This window comes from Sphingomonas sp. BL-S-30, from assembly GCF_055521475.1.
This window is the reverse complement of sequence record NZ_CM145481.1, coordinates 2994761-3013580: the sequence shown is the minus strand read 5'-3', so window position 1 is coordinate 3013580 and position 18820 is coordinate 2994761. Positions and strand designations below refer to the sequence as shown.

Here is an 18820-nt window from a genome sequence, read left to right as displayed (position 1 = left end):
ACCCTTTAACGCCGCGCATCAGGTATCCTCTCCCATCGCTTTGTTACACGCTCTTTACAGGAACGTTCTTCTCGCCGTTCACTGATTGTACCCGATCTGGGCCGCTCAAGCGATTTAATGGCATTGGCCGTGCAATATTTTGCGACGACCCGCCCTCTAGAGATATAACCATTTCGGCACAATCTTTATTATCGAGGTTGGAGTCAATCTTATGATTCCGTTAGGAAGTTCGGTTCCGGGGTTATGGGTCGAGGCGCTTCTTTTCGGGGGACGTGCGGAGGTATGATTCTCGTAAACCATGCGTCGCTGCCCCAGGCTGCGCTGACAGTTTGTTGCTTTGAGATCGACGCGATCCGAGTCCGCATGAGCCGTGTCCGGAGCGATGTCGTACCGGCGTCGACCCGACTACCGCGCAAAAATTCTACGCGACTCGGCGGCGATCAGCCGAGTCGCCGATGATTCGGCTCGCCCTGCTTTCTACGGCCGCACGACCAGCCCAATCCATGTCGCCCGCCTCCAGTCGATCGCGGCCCTCAGCGGTAGCGCAGTCGCCGTACCATGGCGGCGAGCTTTTTGGCCGGCGGACGAAGGAAGCGGTTGGGAAAGGGCGCTCCTTTCGGCCCGTTCGGATCACGCAGCTCGTTGCGTTCACCGGCATCCGGGCTCAGCGGAATCTGCATTCCCGCCGTCTCCTCGAGCTTTGCGAAGAGCCTCGTGCTCATGCGCTCGGCGAGTTCTTCATGGCCTGGCCGTGCGAGGAGGTTGTCCGTTTCCCTCGGGTCGGCCTGAAGGTCGTAAAGCTCGTCGATATCCCAGATGCCGTGGAAATGCATATATTTGTACCGGTCTTCCCGTAGCGCATGAACGGTCGGCGTCTGCGGAAAATTGCGCTCCCAATAATATTCGTAGAGGAGTTCGGTGCGCCAGGGGATCGTCTTGCCCTGCGCGAGCGGCAGGGCGTTGGCGCCGGCCATCGAACCGGGCGCAGCCAGGCCTGCCGCCGCGAGCATCGTCGGCGCCACGTCGATATTGGCGACGACATGGTCGACCGTGCCGGGGCCGAACAGGGCAGGGCACCGCGCCAGCATCGGGACTCGCATCGAATCCTCATAGGCGGTGCGCTTGTCGATCAGGCCGTGCTCCCCGAACTGGAAGCCGTTGTCGCCCATATAGAGGATCAATGTGTCGTCGAGCTCGCCGCGCCGTTCGAGCAGATCCATGATGCGGGCCAGGCCCTCATCGACCGCCAGCAGCGTCTCCATGTACCGCTTGTAATAGTCGCCGACGTCCAGCGTGCCGTGATAGGGATAGTCGACGCCGTGCCAGCTGTTGCGCTGGTTCTCCACCCACATCGGGCGGCCCGGCGCGCCGGCCTTCATCGTCTCGGGGTAGCGGAAGGTTTCTTTCGCATAACGGCCCGCGTGTCGCGGCGCGGGAATGAACTCCGAATGCACCGCCTTGTGCGCGAGATGCATCATCCAGGGCCGCTTGCGATCGCGCTTGCCGATCCAGTCCAGGGCATAGTCGGTGAGTTCGTCGGTGATATAGCCCTTTTGCGGCACGTGCCTGCCGTCGACATTCAGGCCATCCTCGCTCGGCCAGTAAGTGCCTTGCCCCTTGAAACTGACCCAATGGTCGAAGCCGGGCTGGGGGGTGTCGGTCTCGGCGCCCATGTGCCATTTGCCGATAAAAGCGGTCTCATATCCGGCGGCCTGCAGATATTGAGGATAATAGGTCAGGCCCGGCGGGATCGGGTGGTTGTTGTCGACCACCTTGTGCTGGTGCGCATAGAGGCCGGTGAAAATCGAGGCCCGCGACGGCGAGCACAGGGCGGTCGTCACGAACGCGTTGCGGAAATGCACGCCTTCCCTTGCGAGCCGGTCGAGCGTCGGCGTGTCGCCGAAGTCCTGGGCCTTCATGAACCCCATGGCGTCGAAGCGGTGGTCGTCGGTCAGGACGACCAGAATGTTGCGCGGGCGAACACCGGCGTTTCGCTTCAATATGAGCGACTGGCGCTGCGGAACGGCCGCTGTCGCGCCGGCCGCCCAGCTGAACAGGCCGAACGCGCCGCCGCTCCCGGCAAGCAGGACGCCGCGGCGAGTTGGATCGTCGTTCATGCTCATCCTCATTTTTCGCCGGTGGCGCGCCCGCTATACGCCATCGCGGACAAGTTCCTCAAACGCCACTGGTTCGGTCTGAGCCTGCCGGTCGTTACGCCGCCGCTTTTCCCACCCGTGAGGCGGAAGCCTCGGTGCCGGGTTCGGCAAATAGCAGGCGTTCGCTTCTCGCCTGGCTGATGGTGCTTCCCGCCGGAATGCTTTCGGTAAGCCACACATTGCCTCCGATGGTCGATCCGCGCCCGATCGTGATGCGACCAAGCAATGTAGCGCCGGCATAAATCACGACATCGTCCTCGATGATCGGGTGCCGATGAAGGCCCTTTTCCAACGCGCCGTCAGCTGTCGTCGGAAAGCTACGCGCGCCGAGCGTGACCGCCTGATAAAGCCGAACACGCTTGCCGATGATCGCTGTCTCGCCGATCACGACGCCGGTTCCATGATCGATGAAGAAGCTCGATCCGATCTGCGCGCCCGGGTGGATGTCGATGCTTGTCTTCGAGTTGGCGACTTCCGCAATGATGCGGGCCACCAGCGGCGCGCCGAGGACATGCAGCCGATGTGCAAGACGGTGATGGATGATGGCGAGCATGCCGGGATAGCACAGCAGGATCTCGTCGACGCTTCGCGCTGCCGGGTCGCCGGCATAGGCTGCTTCCAGATCGGTATCGAGCAATTCGCGAAGATCGGGCAGTGATGCGGCGAAAGCGCCGATGATGCGAGCCGCGTCGTCGGGCACCGGTGGCAGTCCCTCGGCGCTAAGAGCATAGGCGCATTCCAGCCGAATTTGTCCGTAAAGTCGGCGCAGCGCGATATCGAGCGTCTCGGCGACATAGGCGTCCTCGTTTTCGAGGCGCACGAAATTGGGGCCGAGGCGTAGCGGGAACAGCGCGCCGCACAGGATGCCCATGATCTTGTCGATTTCGATCCGCGACGGAAAACCGACCGCGCCATATTCCGCATGGCGCTTCTGCGCGGTACGCCACCGCGTGCGTGCGGCCTTCAGGCCATTGGCGATGTCGTCGAGGTTCCAATAATCGCCATTCGTCGGTGCGTCGTCGTCGACGGACATCATGTATCTCCGACATATGTCCGCCGTAGCGGGGACAGGCTGATCATGAAGGAACGAACAGAAACTCCCCTAATTTGATAGAGATTGAAATCAAGTTTACCTATGCCTCGGAAAAGGCAAATCCATCCCGGGTGACAGTCGTGCGCCGTCCGCGCTCAGCGAAAACGCCAACGCGATGGCGCTTCAGGGTTCCAGGCCCAGTTCCGTCATTTCCACGACGCGGTGCTCACGGGCGCTGATCTCGGCCGCGACGCCGATCGCAACGGCGCGCAGGCCGTCATCGGCGGTCACCTCGACCGGTCCCTTGCCGCGGACAGCCCGGGCGAATGCCTCGTGCTGATAGAAGGTCGCGCCGTGATGCGATCCGGCGGCCATCGCCGTCTCGTCGACGGCGACGGTCTCGCGCTCGACTGCCTTTTGTGCGCGAAAGCCGACGCGTGGGGAAAAGACGAGGTCGCCGGGCGGGACGATGACGTCGAGCCGCGCGGTGTCGCCGGTCGCGACGATTTCTTCCTGATGCTCGGCGCCATCCGCGAACATGCACAGGTCGAGTAGCGCGCGCACGCCGTTGGAGAAATCGACCACGGTATAGCTGTTGTCGATGATGTCGGGGCGCTCGCCGCCATATAGTTCGTCGCGGTGGTTGACGTCCATCGCGCCCGAACAGAACACACGGACCGGTTCGGCCTGGATGATCAACCGCATCAGATCGAAGAAATGACAGCATTTCTCGACCATCGTGCCCCCGGTGTTGCGCGAGAAGCGGTTCCAGTCGCCGACCTTCACCAGGAACGGGAAACGGTGCTCGCGCATCGCCAGCATCTGCAGACGGCCGATGCGCCCGGTATGAACATCCGTAATGAAGCGCGCAACCGGCGGCATGTAGCGATATTCCATGCCGGTCCAGACCGGCGCGGTATGGGACGCCGCGCGATCGGCGATCCAGCGTGCATCCTCGAGCGTCGTCGCCAGCGGCTTTTCGCACAGGATGGCGAGACCGCGCTCGAACAGGGGAAGGATGGTTTCGCGGTGCGTATTGTTGGGGGATGCGATCACGACCGCGTCGACCTCGCCCTTTTCCGCCAGCTCTTCGGCCGTGCGAAAACGTTGGGGTCGCGCGTCGCCCAGCGACGCGTCGGCCCAGCCGAGCGAGGTCTCGACCGGATCGGCGATCGCGGTGATGACGGCATTCGGCAGCAACCGGATGTTCCGGATATGCTCGCATCCCATCATGCCGGTGCCGACGATGCCGTAACGGATAAGCTCTCCCACCCTGTCGTCCCTTGTGCCATGAGCGCGCATGCTCGCGCGTGGTGATGAATCGCGCCCGCTCGGCAGGAGTGGGGCTTCCGTCTCCCCGCTGGCATGGGGCATGGCGCGATTCAAGGGCGAACGGCGCGTCGGGCCCGAAGCATCGATCGGAGGATATCTGCCATGAGTCCGTGCGAAGTCAGCTGGTTCTCGGCGCTGTGCGACGACGATTACGAGTTTCTCGGCGTGCCCGATCCGAAACTGCAATCGAGCTGGGAGCATTGCCGCGATATCGTGCTCCAGGCCGAGAGCGGCGGGTTCGACAATGTCCTGCTGCCATCCGGCTATGCGCTGGGCATCGACACCACTGCCTTTGCCGCGGCGATCGCGGCACTGGTCCGGCGCATCCGGCTGTTGATGGCGGTTCGGATCGGCGAGAGCTGGCCGCCCCAGCTCGCACGCCAGATCGCGACGATCGATCGCATCCTCGGCGCGGGCGCGGGCGGGCAGGGGCGTCTCACGGTCAACATCATCTCGAGCGAGCTGCCCGGCGAGTCGCTGGCGAGCGGACCGCGCTACGCGCGCACCGTCGAGGCGATGCACATCCTGCGCACGCTGCTCGACGGCAATCCGCTCGACCATGATGGCGACTTCTGGAAACTGAAGCTCGACCCGCCGCGCATCGGCACGGTTTCGGGCCGCGCGCCCGCATTCTATTTCGGGGGGCTGTCCGAGGATGCGCGCGAGGCCGCCGCGAAAGGCGCCGATGTCTATCTGATGTGGCCCGACCGGATGGACGCGGTGCGCGAAACGATCGCCGACCTGCGCGCGCGTGCCGACAAGGCCGGTCGCAGCCTGCGCTTCGGCTACCGTGTGCATGTCGTGGTGCGCGAGACCGAGGCGGCCGCGCGGGAGGCGGCGGATCGCCTGTTGTCGCGGCTCGACGATGCGGCGGGTGCCGCGATCCGCGCCAAGTCGCTCGATTCCCAGTCGGCCGGCGTGCGCCGCCAGGCCGAGCTGCGCGAAGCGGCTGGCGGCGAAGGTTATGTCGAGAACAATCTGTGGACCGGCATCGGGCGCGCCAGATCGGGCTGCGGCGCCGCGATCGTCGGCGATCCCGATCAGGTGCTGGCCAAGCTCGAGGCGTACAGGGCGGCCGGGATCGAGGCCTTCATCCTCTCGGGCTACCCGCATATCGCCGAGGCCGACCTTTTCGCGAGGCACGTCCTGCCCCGTCTCGACCATGGGCCACTGGTCATAGCATAGCCGCGCCGCCGCATAGAAAATCTCCGCTGGCCAATACCGGAGGCGCCGCATAGCGTCGTCGCATGGAGACGGATCAGGCGATAACGGCGCACGCCGGGACTTTTGCGCGCGACGGTTACGCGGTGTTTCCGGCCATCCTCGCGGGGGAGCTGCTGGATCTGTTGCGGGCGGAATGCGACCATTTCGTCGCGCGCGAAAATGCCCGGATGGATGCGGCCGGCGTCGATGCGCTTGGGCTCAGCCATCGTGGGACCCGCTATTTCGCCAACGAATGCCAGCGCGAGCAGCCGTCGTTGCGCCGGATGCTGTTCAGCCGGACGATGGCGGACATCTGCCGGGCGACGCTCGGCCCCGACGCCTATTTCTTCTTCGATCAATATGTCGTGAAGGGGCCGGATCGGGGCCTCGCCTTCAGCTGGCACCAGGATTCCGGCTATGTCGTCGGCAATGGCGGGCCACCCGACCATCTGCCTTATCTCACTTGCTGGTGTCCGCTTGACGACACAACGGTGGAGAATGGCACGGTCCGGGTCATTCCCGGTAGCCATCTGGATGGTATCCGCGCCCATGGCCGGCAGGCGGCAACCAATGATCTGGCGGTCGCGACGGAGGAGGCGGGCGTCGCGATCGAGGTTCCCGCCGGCAGCGTGGTCGCTTTCTCCAGCCTGTTGCTCCACGCGACCGGCGCAAACCTCAGCGCTACGCCCAGGCGGGTCTATCTCGCGCAATATACCGCCGAGGCGATGCTCAATCCTGGCACGCGCCAGCTTCGGCGCAATGCCGTGCGGATTCTCCAGAATGGCGAGCAGGTCACCTTCGCGTGATCATGTCGCCGCAGCGCCGCGCGCTTCTGTTCGCGCTGATCCTCACTGCGGGCATTCTGAACCTCGTCGACCGGCAGATCATCTCGATCCTCAAACCCGTCATCAGTGCCGATCTTCACTGGTCCGACAACGACTATGGAACGCTCGCCGCCTGGTTCCAGGGCGCTGCTGCCGTCGCCTTCCTTTTCACCGGGACGATCGCCGACAAGCTCGGCGTGAAATGGGCCAATCCGGTCGGGGTCGCCGCCTGGAGCCTCGCGGCCATGCTGCATGGCTGGGCCAGCGGATTCACCCAGTTCGTGCTGTGCCGCGTGGCGCTTGGCGCGACCGAGGCAATGGGCACGCCGAGTGGCGTCAAGACGATCGCGACGATCTTCCCGCCAAGGCTTCGATCGACCGGCTTCGGGTTGCTGAACGGCATCAACAGCATCGGCGCGATCGTGACCCCCCTGTTCATTCCCGCGGTTGCCGCCCTTTGGGGCTGGCGCTCGGCTTTCGTCGTCGCGGGCATAGCCGGATTGCTATGGGCCGGAATCTGGTTGCTGGTAACGCGCGGCCTCGACTTCGGCGCCACGCCGGAAGCCACGCCCGATACCGAAGCAACCACCGAAACCTATGGCCCGATCCTCACCGAGCGGCGGACCTGGGCGATCGCCGTCGGCAAGATCCTGTCGGATTCGACCTGGTGGCTCATGCTGTTCTGGATGCCCGATTTCTTCAACCGGCAGTTCGGCTTGACCGGCACCGCGCTTGGGCCGCCACTTGCCATCGCCTATACCGGCGCCGCGATCGGCTCGCTCTGCGCCGGCGCGATTTCCAGCGCCCTTCTCGGGCGCGGCTGGAGCGAGAACCGGGTCCGCAAGGGCGTCATGTTCGTCTCGGCGCTGTGCGTGGTGCCGGTGTCGCTGGCGCTGCATGTCGAAAATTATGGACTGGCGGTCGCATTGCTCGCCCTGGCACTGGCCGGGCACCAGGGCTTCTCGACGACGCTGTTTGCGCTGATCGCCGACGTGACGCCGCACGACAAGGTCGGGCGGGTCACCAGCTTCGGGGCTTTTTGCGGGAATCTCGGCGGCATGGCGATCGCCAAGATCGCCGGGCTCGTTCTTGCGGCGGGCCTTGGCTACGGCCCGTTGTTCGCCTTTGCCAGCATTTCCTATCTCCTCGCGCTCGGCTGGATTCACCTGTTGTTGCCGCGCATCCGCCGGGTGGGGTCCTTAATTCCCCGGTCCGGCGGCTGACGGCCGGTCCGCCGCTACAGGCGAGGGAAGGAAAACTTTCTTCTCCCACTAAATAGGTAGGGTAATAGCCGCCGACAGAGTCCAAAAAAAGGGGTAGATCGATGACCAGCCAGCGTTCGAAATTCATCGCCTTCACATTGCTCGCGACGAGCGGCGCTCTGGTGCCGGCAATGGCGTGGGCCCAGTCCGAAGCGCCTGCCGCCGTCGAAGAGGCGAAGAGCGACGATATCGTCGTGACCGCGCGGTATCGTTCGGAAGCGGTCAAGGACGTGCCGATCGCCATCACCGCGATCAGCGGAGAATCGCTTGCCGAGCGCCAGCTGAACAATCTCCAGTCGATCGCGACCTCGGTCCCCTCGGTCGAGTTTCGCGCGGGCTCCTCGAACAAGGATCGTACCGTCTTTATCCGCGGCGTCGGCACCATCACCACCTCGCCCGGTGTCGAGCCATCGGTATCGACCGTGCTCGACGGTGTCGTGCTGACGCGTCCGGGCCAGTCGACGCTGGATCTGGGTGAAGTCGAGCGGGTCGAGGTGCTGCGCGGGCCGCAGGGCACGCTGTTCGGCAAGAACGCGTCGGCCGGCGTCGTCAACATCGTCACGCGCAATCCGACCGAGCAGTTCAGCGCGTTCGGCGAGGCGGGTCTCACGACCGACGAGGAATATCGGCTGAAAGCTGGTGTCTCGGGCGCGCTCATCCCGGGCAAGCTGCTCGCCCTGATCGGTGGCCTCTACACCAAATGGGACGGGAATGTCCGCAACCTGGCCACTGGCCATGACGTGAACGGGTTCGAACGCTATGGCGGCCGCGGCAAGCTGATTTTCACCCCGAACGACGATCTGAAATTCACGGTCGTCGGGGATTATCTCCAGTCGCGCGATACTGTGCCGACCGCGATCTACGCATCGACCTCGCAGACGGCCTATCCGACCAACGTCGTCACCAACTCCGCGGCTCTTGTTGGGCTGCTGGCGGGCGCCGGGGTCGTGCCGTCGCGCGACAACCGCACCATCTCCTCGTCTTTCGATTCGGACGTCCGCGACAAGAATTTCGGCGCATCGCTTACCGGCGAACTCGCGCTCGGCGACTATCATGTCACCTCGATCACGGCCTATCGCAAATGGCTGAACCATCAGCATCAGGATTTCGACGGCATCTCGACGCTCGCGGTCGGCTTCCCGCAGGGCGAGGATTTCGGCGATGTGGATTCCCGCCAGTTCTCGCAGGAACTGCGGCTCACCTCGCCCAAGCAGGGCCTCATCGACTATGTGCTCGGCGCCTATTATCTCCATGCCGATACCGATGAGCGCTATCAGCGGACGATCACGACCCTGCCCGGGCCGCTCACCACGGTGGGCATCGCCAATTACGGCGTGACCAACGACAATTACGCGCTGTTTGGTGAGGCCAACGTCAACTTCACCAGCTTCTTCCGCGGCATCGCCGGCTATCGTTCGACCTGGGACGATGTCGATTTCTACCATGTCCGGACGTCGACCAACGATCCGACCAATCTCGGGGCCGCGGCGCCGGCGGTCGATCGACCCGGCATTCGCGGCTATCACAATGCCACCGGCTCGACGAGCCGGCGCGGCGACAGCTACCGGCTTGGTCTCCAGCTCGACCTGGGCGAAAACGCGCAGACCTATTTCACCTATTCGCGCGGCTATAAGGGGCCGGGCTACAACGTCTATTTCAACATGCGCTCGCAGCTTGTCGGCACGGCGGTGCTGCCACTCGATGAAGTACCGCTCCAGCCCGAAACCTCGAACTCCTACGAAGCTGGCATCAAGGGCAACACGTCTGACCGCAGCTTGAGCTACGCCCTGGCGGTCTATTCGACCAGCTTCGAGGGTTATCAGGCGAACTTCGCCGATACGGTCGGCGGGCTGCAGGTCACGCGGCTGATCAATGCCGGTTCGGTCCGTTCGCGCGGCGCCGAGGCCGACGTGACGCTCCGGCCGACCAAGGGCTTCACGGTCGATCTGTCGGCTGCCTATACGGACGCCAAGGTAGTGAATTTTAACTGCCCGGTCGGCGCCGCGGTGAGCTGCAACATCAACGGCCAGCCCCTGCCGTTCGCTCCCAAGGTGAAGCTCTACGGCAACGCCGCCTATCGCTTCCCCGTGACGGATACGCTCAACCTCGAACTCCAGAGCGACCTCTCGTTCCGCAGCAAGACGCAATATTCATTGTCGGAAACGAAGAACACGATCGAGCCATCGGTTGCGATCTGGAACGCCAGCGTCGCCGTCCTGTCCGGCAGCTCGGGCTGGCAGGTGCGGGCCTATGTGAAGAATATCACGAACACGCATTATTCGAGCTTCCTCGGCAATGGTAGCGCCGCCGGCACCGCGCGCTTCGTTCCCCGGGATGATCAGCGCTATGCGGGTCTATTGCTGCGCAAGGACTTCTGAGCTCAGCGGGCAGAGTGCGGTGGGGCGGTGTGGATCGGGAACACCGCCTCCACAGCGTGACGGCTCCACGAGATTGATTACTCCTCTGCCAGCGCGCGGATCACATGCGGCCGTCTGGCCACGCCATGGCCAAATGCCGCGCGGCGTCCCGCGCCGCGAGCCAACGCTGATGCTCTTCCTTGGCGTCGGGGAGCGCGCGGTGAGCGCGCGCCGTATGAGGCGGGAGAACAGCCATGGATTGGACTAGGGTGTCCAAGGCTGAGGCGCGTTGCTCCGGCGGCCCGAAGCCTCCAAGGATCGCGGCAGCCGTTTCCCGGATCGCGTCGTCCGTGTCGCGAAGCCGCAAGCTGTGCCGTGGATAGCCGGCCGCTCGGAGTAGCGCGCTCAGCCATTTGCCATCCCAGGAGGGCGCGCTGGCAAACAGATCGTGACCGGTCAGCTGGTCGATCATCGTCGCGGCAACGATGTCGTGAGCCCAGCCGCAACGGATCAGGGCCGCGCGATCGATCTGGTGGATCGCCTCGGCGCTCCGATCCCAGTCGTCCCATCCGGGGGCGGGTCGGATCAGGTAATCGGCGGATCGGCCATCCTCGAATACCCACGCCACTTCGATCGGCACGCTCTTCCTGCCGAGAGAGGACGCTTCGAAGTCGAGGAAGACCTTCATCGGCGCACGCGCACGGCTCGGCCGGGGTGCTCAGGCCGCCTGGGCAAGCGCATAACGGCGGCAATGCTCGAGATAACCTGCCTCATGGCTCGCGGTGAGATCGACGACGCTGTCCCACAACCAGGTCGGCGCATCTATGCTGCCACTCTGGCGCCGGCCGATGGCATCGGCCCAGTGCGCCCGCGCCGACCTGTCCATTTGGCGCGCATGCGCGACCCCGACGACATAGGCGAGATAGCGCGCGGCCCGTGTCGCTTCGCTGCTGGAGAATTGTTCGATCTCCAGCTTCAGGTCCTGCGGAAGGAGTTCGCGCAACACCATCGGCGTGCCGAGCAATCTCGTCGCCAGCATGCGCTCGCCCAGATTGGGTGCCAGGGCTGCGGCCCCCGTCACCACGCGCACCGCATGATCGCGCGGCATGTCGGCATCTCTGGCGGCAGGCGCCGCTGCGGCGACTGCCTCCTTGAGGTCGATCAGGGCATATTCCGTGGGGGCTTTTTTCGAGCCGCCGATCGCGACCAGCGCGGCGAAGCGTAGATTGCCAAGCGAACTGCAGCCCTTCTTCCAATAGGCGGCGTCGACCAGGCGCACATGGTGCCCGTCCTCGCGCCGGTTGAGCGACAGGATCATGGCGATGACCGACGGCTCCCGGAACAGGGTGTCAAGCGCCGCGCGCTCCTCGTCTTCCAGCGCCCAGAATTTTCGACCGAGCGGCAGGCGAGGCTCGACGTCGCTTAGCCGTTCGTCGGCGAGATGGCGCCAGCGGCGCCCAAGCGCTCGGCGCCGCACGGCCCGGATGATATTCGGCTCTGGCGCCAAGTCTGCATCGCCTTCTGCCATGGCATGCGTATAGCCTTCCACCATTTCCTCGATCATCCGCGCCGTGGTGACGCCTGGCAGGTCCGACCCCCGCGCCGCAGTCGCCAGGCTCAGGCCGAGTCGGATGAGGTCGTGCGCCGGATTGCCGATGACGCTTTGGTCGAGATCGCGGACCTGGACCGCAACGCCCCCGTCCGCATCGGCGACCGGACCCAGATTGCCGAGATGGCAGTCGCCGCAGATCCAGATCGCGGGCCCCTTGGGAAGCCGGCGTGCCGCGCGAGACTGGGCTAGCCATTCGTAGAATTTGACAGTGTTCCCGCGCACAAAGGCGTGAGTGGATCGTGCCATCTTGAGCGCGCGGCTGCGTTCGAGTGTGTCCAGCCTTCCATCGGTAATCGAGTTCATCGACGCTCCTTCGACACAGTAACACCTGCACAGAGTGCAGCAACGCGCCAGCAACAATAATGTCGCCTGCGACCTGCATCGTGCTGCGTGATGAGATGCGGCGGTCTCCCAAGCCTGACGTTCAAGCAAGTGGCGGCGCGATTCTACGGTCGCTTCAGCGGCATCGGGAGGCCGGCTGCGATGAACACGACTTCCTGAGCGGCGGCCGCGACCGCCTGGTTCACGCGCCCGGCCGCGTCGCGGAACCGGCGGGCCAGCGCATTATCGGGCACGATGCCGAGCCCGACCTCGTTGGAGACAAGGATGAGATGCCCGTCGAACCTGATGATCGAGGCGCAAAGCGTGTCCGTCGCAGCGTCGATTCCCTCATCTGCCAGCATGATGTTCGTCAGCCATAGGGTGAGGCAGTCGACCAGGACAACGCTTCCCGGGCCCGACTGCGCATCGATCGCCGCAGCCAGTTCGCGCGGTGCGTCCACCGTCTCCCAGCGCGCGTCCCGGTCGGCACGATGGCGGGCGATGCGGTCGCGCATCTCGTCGTCCCAGGCTTCGGCCGTGGCAATATAGACGTGCCGCCCGTCGATCGCCTCCGCGCGCTGCTGCGCATAGCGGCTCTTGCCGGAGCGAGCGCCGCCAAGGACGAAGAGGCTGGTCGAGGTCATTGCGGTAAAGGCTCCGGCGTGACGGCGAGACGCAGCAGCGCGTCGATATCGATATGGCGTTCGAGTTCGGCGGCGATCTCGTCCAGCGCCGCATCGACATCGCCGGCATAGTCGATGCCCGCGCCAGCCACGTTCAGCTGCGCGAGCAGGGCATGGCGCAGCTCCGCCGTGGCCAGCAGCCCGTGCAGATAGGTGCCGATCACGCTGCCGTCCCGGCTGATCGCACCGTCGGGCGCGCCGTCGTCGAGACGGGCGAAGGATCGAGCGGCATCGGGGCCCTCGGTCAGCCCCATATGCATCTCATATCCTTCGACGGGTGCGCCGAGCGCCTCGCCGCGGACATGGCGCAGCACCTTGGCGGGGGAGAGGCTGGTGGCGACGTCGAGCATGCCGAGCCCCTCCACGCTGGAGGCGGGTCCTTCGATGCCGAGCGGATCGGCGACGCTGCGTCCAAGCATCTGGTAGCCACCGCAGAGCCCCAGGATCATGCCGCCGCGGCGATGATGGCCGAATATGTCGATGTCCCAGCCCTGGGCGCGCAGAAAGGCAAGGTCGGCGATCGTCGCCTTGGAGCCGGGCAGGATCACCAGCGCAGCCTCGGCCGGGATCGGCTTGCCCGGCGGGACCATGACCAGTTCGATGCCGGGCTCGAGCTTGAGCGGATCCAGATCGTCGAAATTGGAGATGCGCGGCAAAATCGGGCAGGCCACGATCCTGCGTCCCGCGATGCGAGCGGCGGCGCGTTCCAGGACCACCGCGTCCTCGCTCGGGAGCCGTGCGGTGGCGGCAATCCAGGGCACGATCCCGAACCCGCGCCAGCCCGAGCGTTTCTCGATCTCGCGATAGCCGTCTTCGAACAGGGCAGGGTCGCCGCGGAACTTGTTGATCAGGAAACCGCGGATCATCGCGGCATCCTCCGGGTCGATGACTGCGCGAGTGCCGACGATCGAGGCGATCACGCCGCCGCGGTCGATATCGCCGACCAGTACCACCGGCACGTTGGCGGCGCGGGCGAAGCCCATATTGGCGATATCGCCGGCGCGCAGGTTGATCTCGGCAGGGGAACCGGCGCCTTCCACGACAATGACGTCGCATGCTTCGCTGAGGCGCCGGTAGCTCGCCAGCACTTCGCCGAGCAATTGCCCGCGCGCTTCGCGGAAGTTGCCGGCGCGCAGGACCCCACGAACCTGGCCGTGGACGATGAGCTGCGAGGTGCGGTCGGCCTGGGGCTTGAGCAGCACCGGATTCATGTCGGTGTGCGGCTCGACCCGGCAGGCGATGGCCTGCAGTGCCTGCGCGCGGCCAATCTCGCCGCCGTCGGCCGTCACCGCCGCATTGTTCGACATGTTCTGGGGCTTGAACGGACGGACGCTGAGCCCGCGATTGGCGAAGGCGCGGCAGAGGCCCGCGACCAGCACTGACTTGCCGACGTCCGAGCCGGTGCCCTGGAGCATCAGAGCGCCCATGCGACGCCTCCCGCGATCAGCCAGAGAAGGAGGCACGCCCGCCCATAGATTGCGAGCGCGCGGGTGATGTCGCGCGTGTTCGCGTCAACGCGTCCGTCGCCGATCCAGGGCTTGTCGTGCATCACGCCGTCATAGGCGATCGGGCCTGCGAGGCGCAGCCCCAGCGCGCCGGCCATCGCCGCTTCGGGCCAACCGGCATTGGGCGAGGCGTGCTGAGCGGAATCGCGCCACAGCGTCCGCCAGCCGCCGGCACCGGCGATGCAGAGCAGCACGCCCGAGAGACGGGCGGGGATCAGGTTGAGCAGATCGTCGGTGCGTGCCGCCGCCCAGCCGAACGCGCGCCAGCGTTCCTCGCGGTGCCCGATCATCGAGTCGGCGGTGTTGATCGCCTTGTAGACCCAGACGCCGGGCAGGCCGAACAGCAGCAGCCAGAAAAAGGGCGCCGTAACCCCGTCGCAGAAGCTCTCGGCGAGGCTTTCGATCGCAGCGCGGGCCACGCCGGTCTCGTCCAGCGCAGCAGTGTCGCGGCCGACGATCATGCCGACCGAGCGGCGCGCGTTGGGCAGGTCGTTGGCGGCAAGGGCCCTCGCGACGGGGCGGACATGGTCGAACAGGCTGCGCTGGGCCAAAGCGGGCCAGGCGAGCAGGGCCACCGCAAGCCAGCCCCAGGCGCCGAGATGGCTCAGCAGCAGGTGCTGAGCGATCCAGGACGCTCCGCCAATCGGGACGATCAGGAGCAGGACGGTCGCAATGCCAAGCAGGCGTCGGATCTCGAAGCTGCGTTCATCCCGGTTCCAGCGTCTCTCGCAGGCCTGGATCAGCCAGGCGAAGAAGCCGACCGGGTGGCCGATACGGGCATAGAGTGCGCCCGGCCACCCAATCGCCGCATCCAGTGCCAGCGCAGCGAGCGTCACCGGTTCAGCCACGGCCGAGCGCCACTTCCAGCCGCGCCAGTGCGTCGTCGGTCGTCGGGAGGCCGATGCGCAGCCATTGCGGCTGGTCGGCGAAAGGGCGGGTAAGGATAGCGTGGCAGGCGAGCTGCTCGAACAGCTGCATGCCGTCCGCAGCGTTGATGAGGCGGAACAGCGGACAGGCGCCGATAGTCTCGTACCCGGCCCTGGCGAGCACCGCGTCGAGCGCGGCGGCATCCTGTTTCAGCTGGGTGCGGGTCTCGGCAATCCACGCCGCGTCGCGATAGGCGGCGGTGCCGATCGTGATTGCCGCGGCGGATACCGGCCAGGCGCCCAGCGAGCTGCGGACTTTCGCGATGAGCCCGGCAGGCCCGAGCACGAAACCGAGCCGCACCCCGGCAAGGCCGAAGAACTTGCCGAAGGAACGGAAGATGACGAGCCGGCGTGCGTCGGTGATCGCACCGGCGATGCTGAGCGCCGGATCGACATCGGCAAAGGCTTCGTCGAGCAGCAACCATGCGGCGTCCGCGCGGTGGTCGGACAGTTCGACCAGGCGGTCGGGCGCGAGCACGCGGCCATCAGGGTTGTTGGGATTGGCCAGGATGAGCGTCCCGTCATGGGCATCTAGATCATCGAGCGCGATCGGCGTGCCGGCGATCATCTCACCATGCGTGCGGTAGGTCGGTCCGAGAGAGCGGGCCGGGCCGCCGATCAGGCTACCGGCGAAGCGAAGGCCAACCTCGGTGCCCGGCACCGCGCAGACATGGCGCGGATCGAGGCCGAAGCTGGCCGCCGCGGCGGCTTCGAGCTCGGCGAGCGCATGGGCCTCGGGGAGGCGCTGCCAGTCGATCGCAGGCGCATTCACGACAGGCCAGGGATGCGGGTTGATGCCCGTAGAAAGGTCGAGCCAGTCGCTCCCGCCGAAATGCCGCCGCGCCGCTTCGAGTCCGCCGCCATGCCAGGTCCAGCTCGCACTCATATGAGCCTGGCCAGAATCAGCGCGGCGAGCAGCAGGCCGCTTTCGGTGATCTCGATCCCCGCACCATGGCCGTCGCCCGAAATTCCGCCGAGCCTGGCGCGGAGCCAGGCGCCCCAACCGAACAGGAAGAGCGGAGTCGTCAGCAGGCTCGGGGAGACCCAGGCCGCGACCAGCAGGAGCAGGCCCCAGATCGCGAAGTCGATCGGCCGCGCCACATTGCGGAAGCGCGAGGCGAGGCCGGAATGAAGATCGGGCAGCCAGCGTGACCAGAGCAGCGGGCCGATCCGCGCTGCGAACGGCACCAGCGCAATTGCCGGCCAGGCGCCGAGATCGACCAGCCCGTGCAACAGCACCAGCTTGGCGAGGAGCTGGACGCCGATCGCCACGGCACCAAAGCTGCCGAGATGCGGATCGGCGAGCACGGCGAGGACGCGCTCGCGGTCCTTGTGCGCCGCTCCGCAGGCATCGGTGACGTCGCCGAGGCCGTCGAGATGCAGCGCGCCGGTAACGAAGACCCACAGCGCGAGCCCGAGCAGCGCACCCGTCCAGGGATCGACGCGTGCGCCGGCCCAGGCACCGCCGGCGACGATGACGCCGACGAGGAGGCCGACCGTCGGGAACCAGCGCATCGACGCAGCGAACTCTTCGCTGCTGACCGAGAGGCGCGGCGTTGGCAGACGCGTCAGGAACTGGATCGCGATGATCAGCCCCTTCACGGGTAGACCCCCACTATCTGTGCGCTCGGCTGTTCGCCCGGCCACACCCGGAGCGAGACGAGCACGTTATACGGAAGGTCGAACGCCCAGAGCTGGCGCTGTTCGAAGCCGCACAACAGGTGCAGCGCCGCGCGGATCGCGCCGCCATGCGTCACCACGAGGGTGGTGGCCGGCTCCAGCGCGCCAAGGGCTCTCCCGACCCGCGCGACCAGGGCTGACCAGCGCTCGCCGCCGGGCGGGGGGTTGGCGTCGGGGTCTTCCCAGAACCGGCCGAGCGCGGCGGCATCGACGTCGCTCGCCGCCTTGCCGTCCCAGTCGCCGAAATCAAGCTCGCGCCAGCGCGGATCGATCGTGGCTGCAACCCCGCTTGCGCGTGCGATCGCATTGGCGGCACAGTGCGCGCGCTGAAGGTCGGAGGTTACCAGGCGTTCCAGGCCCAGGTCACTCGCCTGATCGACGCACGCGGCAATGCCCTCGGGTGACGATGCTTCGTCCGTGCGTCCCATCAGCCTGCCCGGCTGGGCCGGGGCGCCATGGCGCAGCAGATGGAGCGCGAAGGGATTCACAGCGAGGCGGAGACCTGGGCTTCGGCGAAGGTCGCCATCTGGTCGTGCGCGGCGAGCGCGGCACGGATCACGCCGACGGCGACCGCTGCGCCGCTTCCTTCGCCGAGCCGCATGCCGAGCGACAAGATCGGGTCGAGCCCGAGCGTCGCCAGCAACCGTGCATGGCCGGGCTCGGCCGAGCAATGGCCGGCAATGCAATGCGCGGTGATCGCAGGGTTGTCGGCTGCAAGCGGCGCGATCGCGGAACTGCTGATGAAGCCGTCGAGCACCACCGGGATGCTGAGCTGGCGGGCGCGCAGCACGGCACCAGCAATCGCGACGATCTCGCGCCCGCCGACCCGGCGCAGCGTCTCGAACGCATCGCCTGGCGCGTCGGCGTGAAAGGCGAGGGCAGTTTCGACAACGCGGATCTTGCGGGCGATGCCTTCGGCATCGACGCCCGTACCCGGGCCGACCCAGTCGGCGACGGCACCGCCGAAGCTGCGCGCGCTGAGCGCCGCGGCGGCGGTCGAGTTGCCGATACCCATCTCACCGACCGTGAGCAGATCGAGATCTTCGGCGACATTCACGGCGCCGACATTCAGCGCCGCGAGGCATTCTGTCTCGGTCATTGCCGGCGCGACCGTGAAATCCGCAGTCGGCGTGTCGAGGTCGAGCCCGGTCACCTGGAGTTCGAGCCCCGAGGCCTGGGAGAGCGCGTTGATCGCAGCGCCACCGGTCTGGAAATTCGCGACCATCTGTGCGGTGACGCTTGGGGGAAAAGCGCTGACCCCGTGCACCGTCACCCCGTGATTGCCGGCGAAGATTGCGGCGCGCGCTCGATCGATCCGCGGGCGGGAATTGCCGTGCCAGCCCGCGACAAAGACCGCGAGCTCTTCGAGCCGGCCGAGCGAACCCGCGGGCTTGGTCAGCTCGGCCTGTCGGGCACGAGCCGCTGCGATAGCATTCTCGTCGGGCGAGGAGAGGGCGGCGAGCGCGGCGCGGAAGGCGGCAGGAGAGGGAAATGGGGTCATTCGGCAACGAATCCCGGAGGCGGGGTGCGGGTGATGAAATGGCCCTTCACGCCCTGTGGCCAATTCTTGAACGGCACACGGCCATGCTCGCTCGCGGCATATTCGACGGCATAGTCGAGGATCGCGCGCGCCGCGTCCTCGTCAGGCGTGAAGCGGCCGAGCACATAGCCGACCTTGCTGGGTGCGCGCAGATGGACGGTACAGAAGTCCTGGCATGCGAACAGGCACGGCATCTCCTGCACCGCGACACCGGCATAACGAGGATCGCCTTCCTTCACCGCGCGCAGCGCCGCGACCAGCTTCTGGCCGCCGCGCACGCCCTCGGCATCCTCGCGCGCTTCGGTCGAATGCCTGCAGGTGTTGCAGGCGACGACCGCCGGCCCGTCCTCGACACGGGTCAGCATCGCTCGCGCTCCTGCTTCACG

At 66.0% G+C, this 18820-nt stretch carries 17 protein-coding genes; 4 read left to right on the top strand and 13 right to left on the bottom strand.

The annotated features are described in order from the left end of the window. Positions 1 to 533: 533 nt before the first annotated feature. From ACZ1I5_RS13955 to ACZ1I5_RS13945, 3 genes are all read right to left on the bottom strand, one after another. Positions 534 to 2117: a sulfatase family protein gene (locus tag ACZ1I5_RS13955; RefSeq protein ID WP_465169847.1), complete on the bottom strand. Its 1584-nt coding sequence runs from the start codon at positions 2115 to 2117 to the stop codon at positions 534 to 536. A gap of 94 nt (positions 2118 to 2211) precedes the next feature. Continuing rightward, positions 2212 to 3189, bottom strand: a complete 978-nt coding sequence (gene epsC / locus ACZ1I5_RS13950) for a serine O-acetyltransferase EpsC (RefSeq protein WP_465169846.1) — start codon at positions 3187 to 3189, stop codon at positions 2212 to 2214. A gap of 183 nt (positions 3190 to 3372) precedes the next feature. Next, the gene (locus ACZ1I5_RS13945; RefSeq protein WP_465169845.1) at positions 3373 to 4461 is read right to left on the bottom strand and encodes a Gfo/Idh/MocA family protein; all 1089 of its coding nucleotides are present in this window, start codon (positions 4459 to 4461) and stop codon (positions 3373 to 3375) included. A gap of 162 nt (positions 4462 to 4623) precedes the next feature. Here ACZ1I5_RS13945 and ACZ1I5_RS13940 point away from each other — a divergent pair, with 162 nt between their 5' ends. From ACZ1I5_RS13940 to ACZ1I5_RS13925, 4 genes are all read left to right on the top strand, one after another. Continuing rightward, the gene (locus ACZ1I5_RS13940; RefSeq protein ID WP_465169844.1) at positions 4624 to 5706 is read left to right on the top strand and encodes an LLM class flavin-dependent oxidoreductase; all 1083 of its coding nucleotides are present in this window, start codon (positions 4624 to 4626) and stop codon (positions 5704 to 5706) included. Between the two features lie 62 nt (positions 5707 to 5768). Continuing rightward, positions 5769 to 6530: a phytanoyl-CoA dioxygenase family protein gene (locus ACZ1I5_RS13935; RefSeq protein WP_465169843.1), complete on the top strand. Its 762-nt coding sequence runs from the start codon at positions 5769 to 5771 to the stop codon at positions 6528 to 6530. A gap of 2 nt (positions 6531 to 6532) precedes the next feature. Continuing rightward, complete coding sequence (locus tag ACZ1I5_RS13930) at positions 6533 to 7771, top strand: MFS transporter (protein ID WP_465173969.1); 1239 nt, start codon at positions 6533 to 6535, stop codon at positions 7769 to 7771. Positions 7772 to 7872: 101 nt separating this feature from the next. After that, a complete protein-coding gene (locus tag ACZ1I5_RS13925) occupies positions 7873 to 10188 on the top strand; it encodes a TonB-dependent receptor (protein WP_465169842.1) in 2316 nt (771 codons plus the stop codon). Positions 10189 to 10288: 100 nt separating this feature from the next. Here the strand turns inward: ACZ1I5_RS13925 and ACZ1I5_RS13920 are convergent, their stop codons facing one another. From ACZ1I5_RS13920 to ACZ1I5_RS13875, 10 genes are all read right to left on the bottom strand, one after another. Further along, on the bottom strand, positions 10289 to 10855 hold the full coding sequence (locus ACZ1I5_RS13920; RefSeq protein WP_465169841.1) for a transcriptional regulator: 567 nt from the start codon (positions 10853 to 10855) through the stop codon (positions 10289 to 10291). 30 nt (positions 10856 to 10885) lie between these two features. Continuing rightward, positions 10886 to 12082, bottom strand: a complete 1197-nt coding sequence (locus ACZ1I5_RS13915; RefSeq protein WP_465169840.1) for a DUF2252 family protein — start codon at positions 12080 to 12082, stop codon at positions 10886 to 10888. Positions 12083 to 12225: 143 nt separating this feature from the next. Then, complete coding sequence (gene cobU, locus ACZ1I5_RS13910) at positions 12226 to 12744, bottom strand: bifunctional adenosylcobinamide kinase/adenosylcobinamide-phosphate guanylyltransferase (RefSeq protein WP_465169839.1); 519 nt, start codon at positions 12742 to 12744, stop codon at positions 12226 to 12228. Beyond that, positions 12741 to 14210 (bottom strand): cobyric acid synthase, encoded by a 1470-nt coding sequence (locus tag ACZ1I5_RS13905; protein ID WP_465169838.1) that lies wholly within the window; start codon positions 14208 to 14210, stop codon positions 12741 to 12743. Before ACZ1I5_RS13905 ends, cobU begins: the two co-directional genes overlap by 4 nt. After that, positions 14198 to 15136, bottom strand: coding sequence for an adenosylcobinamide-phosphate synthase CbiB (cbiB, locus tag ACZ1I5_RS13900; protein WP_465169837.1), 939 nt, complete (start codon positions 15134 to 15136; stop codon positions 14198 to 14200). Before cbiB ends, ACZ1I5_RS13905 begins: the two co-directional genes overlap by 13 nt. After that, entirely contained in the window at positions 15129 to 16100 is a 972-nt protein-coding gene (locus ACZ1I5_RS13895) for an aminotransferase class I/II-fold pyridoxal phosphate-dependent enzyme (RefSeq protein WP_465169836.1), read from the bottom strand. Before ACZ1I5_RS13895 ends, cbiB begins: the two co-directional genes overlap by 8 nt. After that, positions 16097 to 16816 carry an adenosylcobinamide-GDP ribazoletransferase gene (locus ACZ1I5_RS13890; protein ID WP_465169835.1) on the bottom strand — a complete coding sequence of 240 codons (720 nt, stop codon included), beginning with the start codon at positions 16814 to 16816 and terminating at the stop codon, positions 16097 to 16099. Before ACZ1I5_RS13890 ends, ACZ1I5_RS13895 begins: the two co-directional genes overlap by 4 nt. Further along, complete coding sequence (locus tag ACZ1I5_RS13885) at positions 16813 to 17382, bottom strand: histidine phosphatase family protein (protein WP_465169834.1); 570 nt, start codon at positions 17380 to 17382, stop codon at positions 16813 to 16815. The genes ACZ1I5_RS13890 and ACZ1I5_RS13885 overlap by 4 nt, the downstream gene beginning before the upstream one ends. Further along, a complete protein-coding gene (gene cobT / locus ACZ1I5_RS13880; RefSeq protein WP_465169833.1) occupies positions 17379 to 18395 on the bottom strand; it encodes a nicotinate-nucleotide--dimethylbenzimidazole phosphoribosyltransferase in 1017 nt (338 codons plus the stop codon). Before cobT ends, ACZ1I5_RS13885 begins: the two co-directional genes overlap by 4 nt. Continuing rightward, a complete protein-coding gene (locus ACZ1I5_RS13875; protein ID WP_465169832.1) occupies positions 18392 to 18799 on the bottom strand; it encodes a DUF1636 domain-containing protein in 408 nt (135 codons plus the stop codon). The genes cobT and ACZ1I5_RS13875 overlap by 4 nt, the downstream gene beginning before the upstream one ends. Between the last annotated feature and the right edge of the window lie 21 nt (positions 18800 to 18820).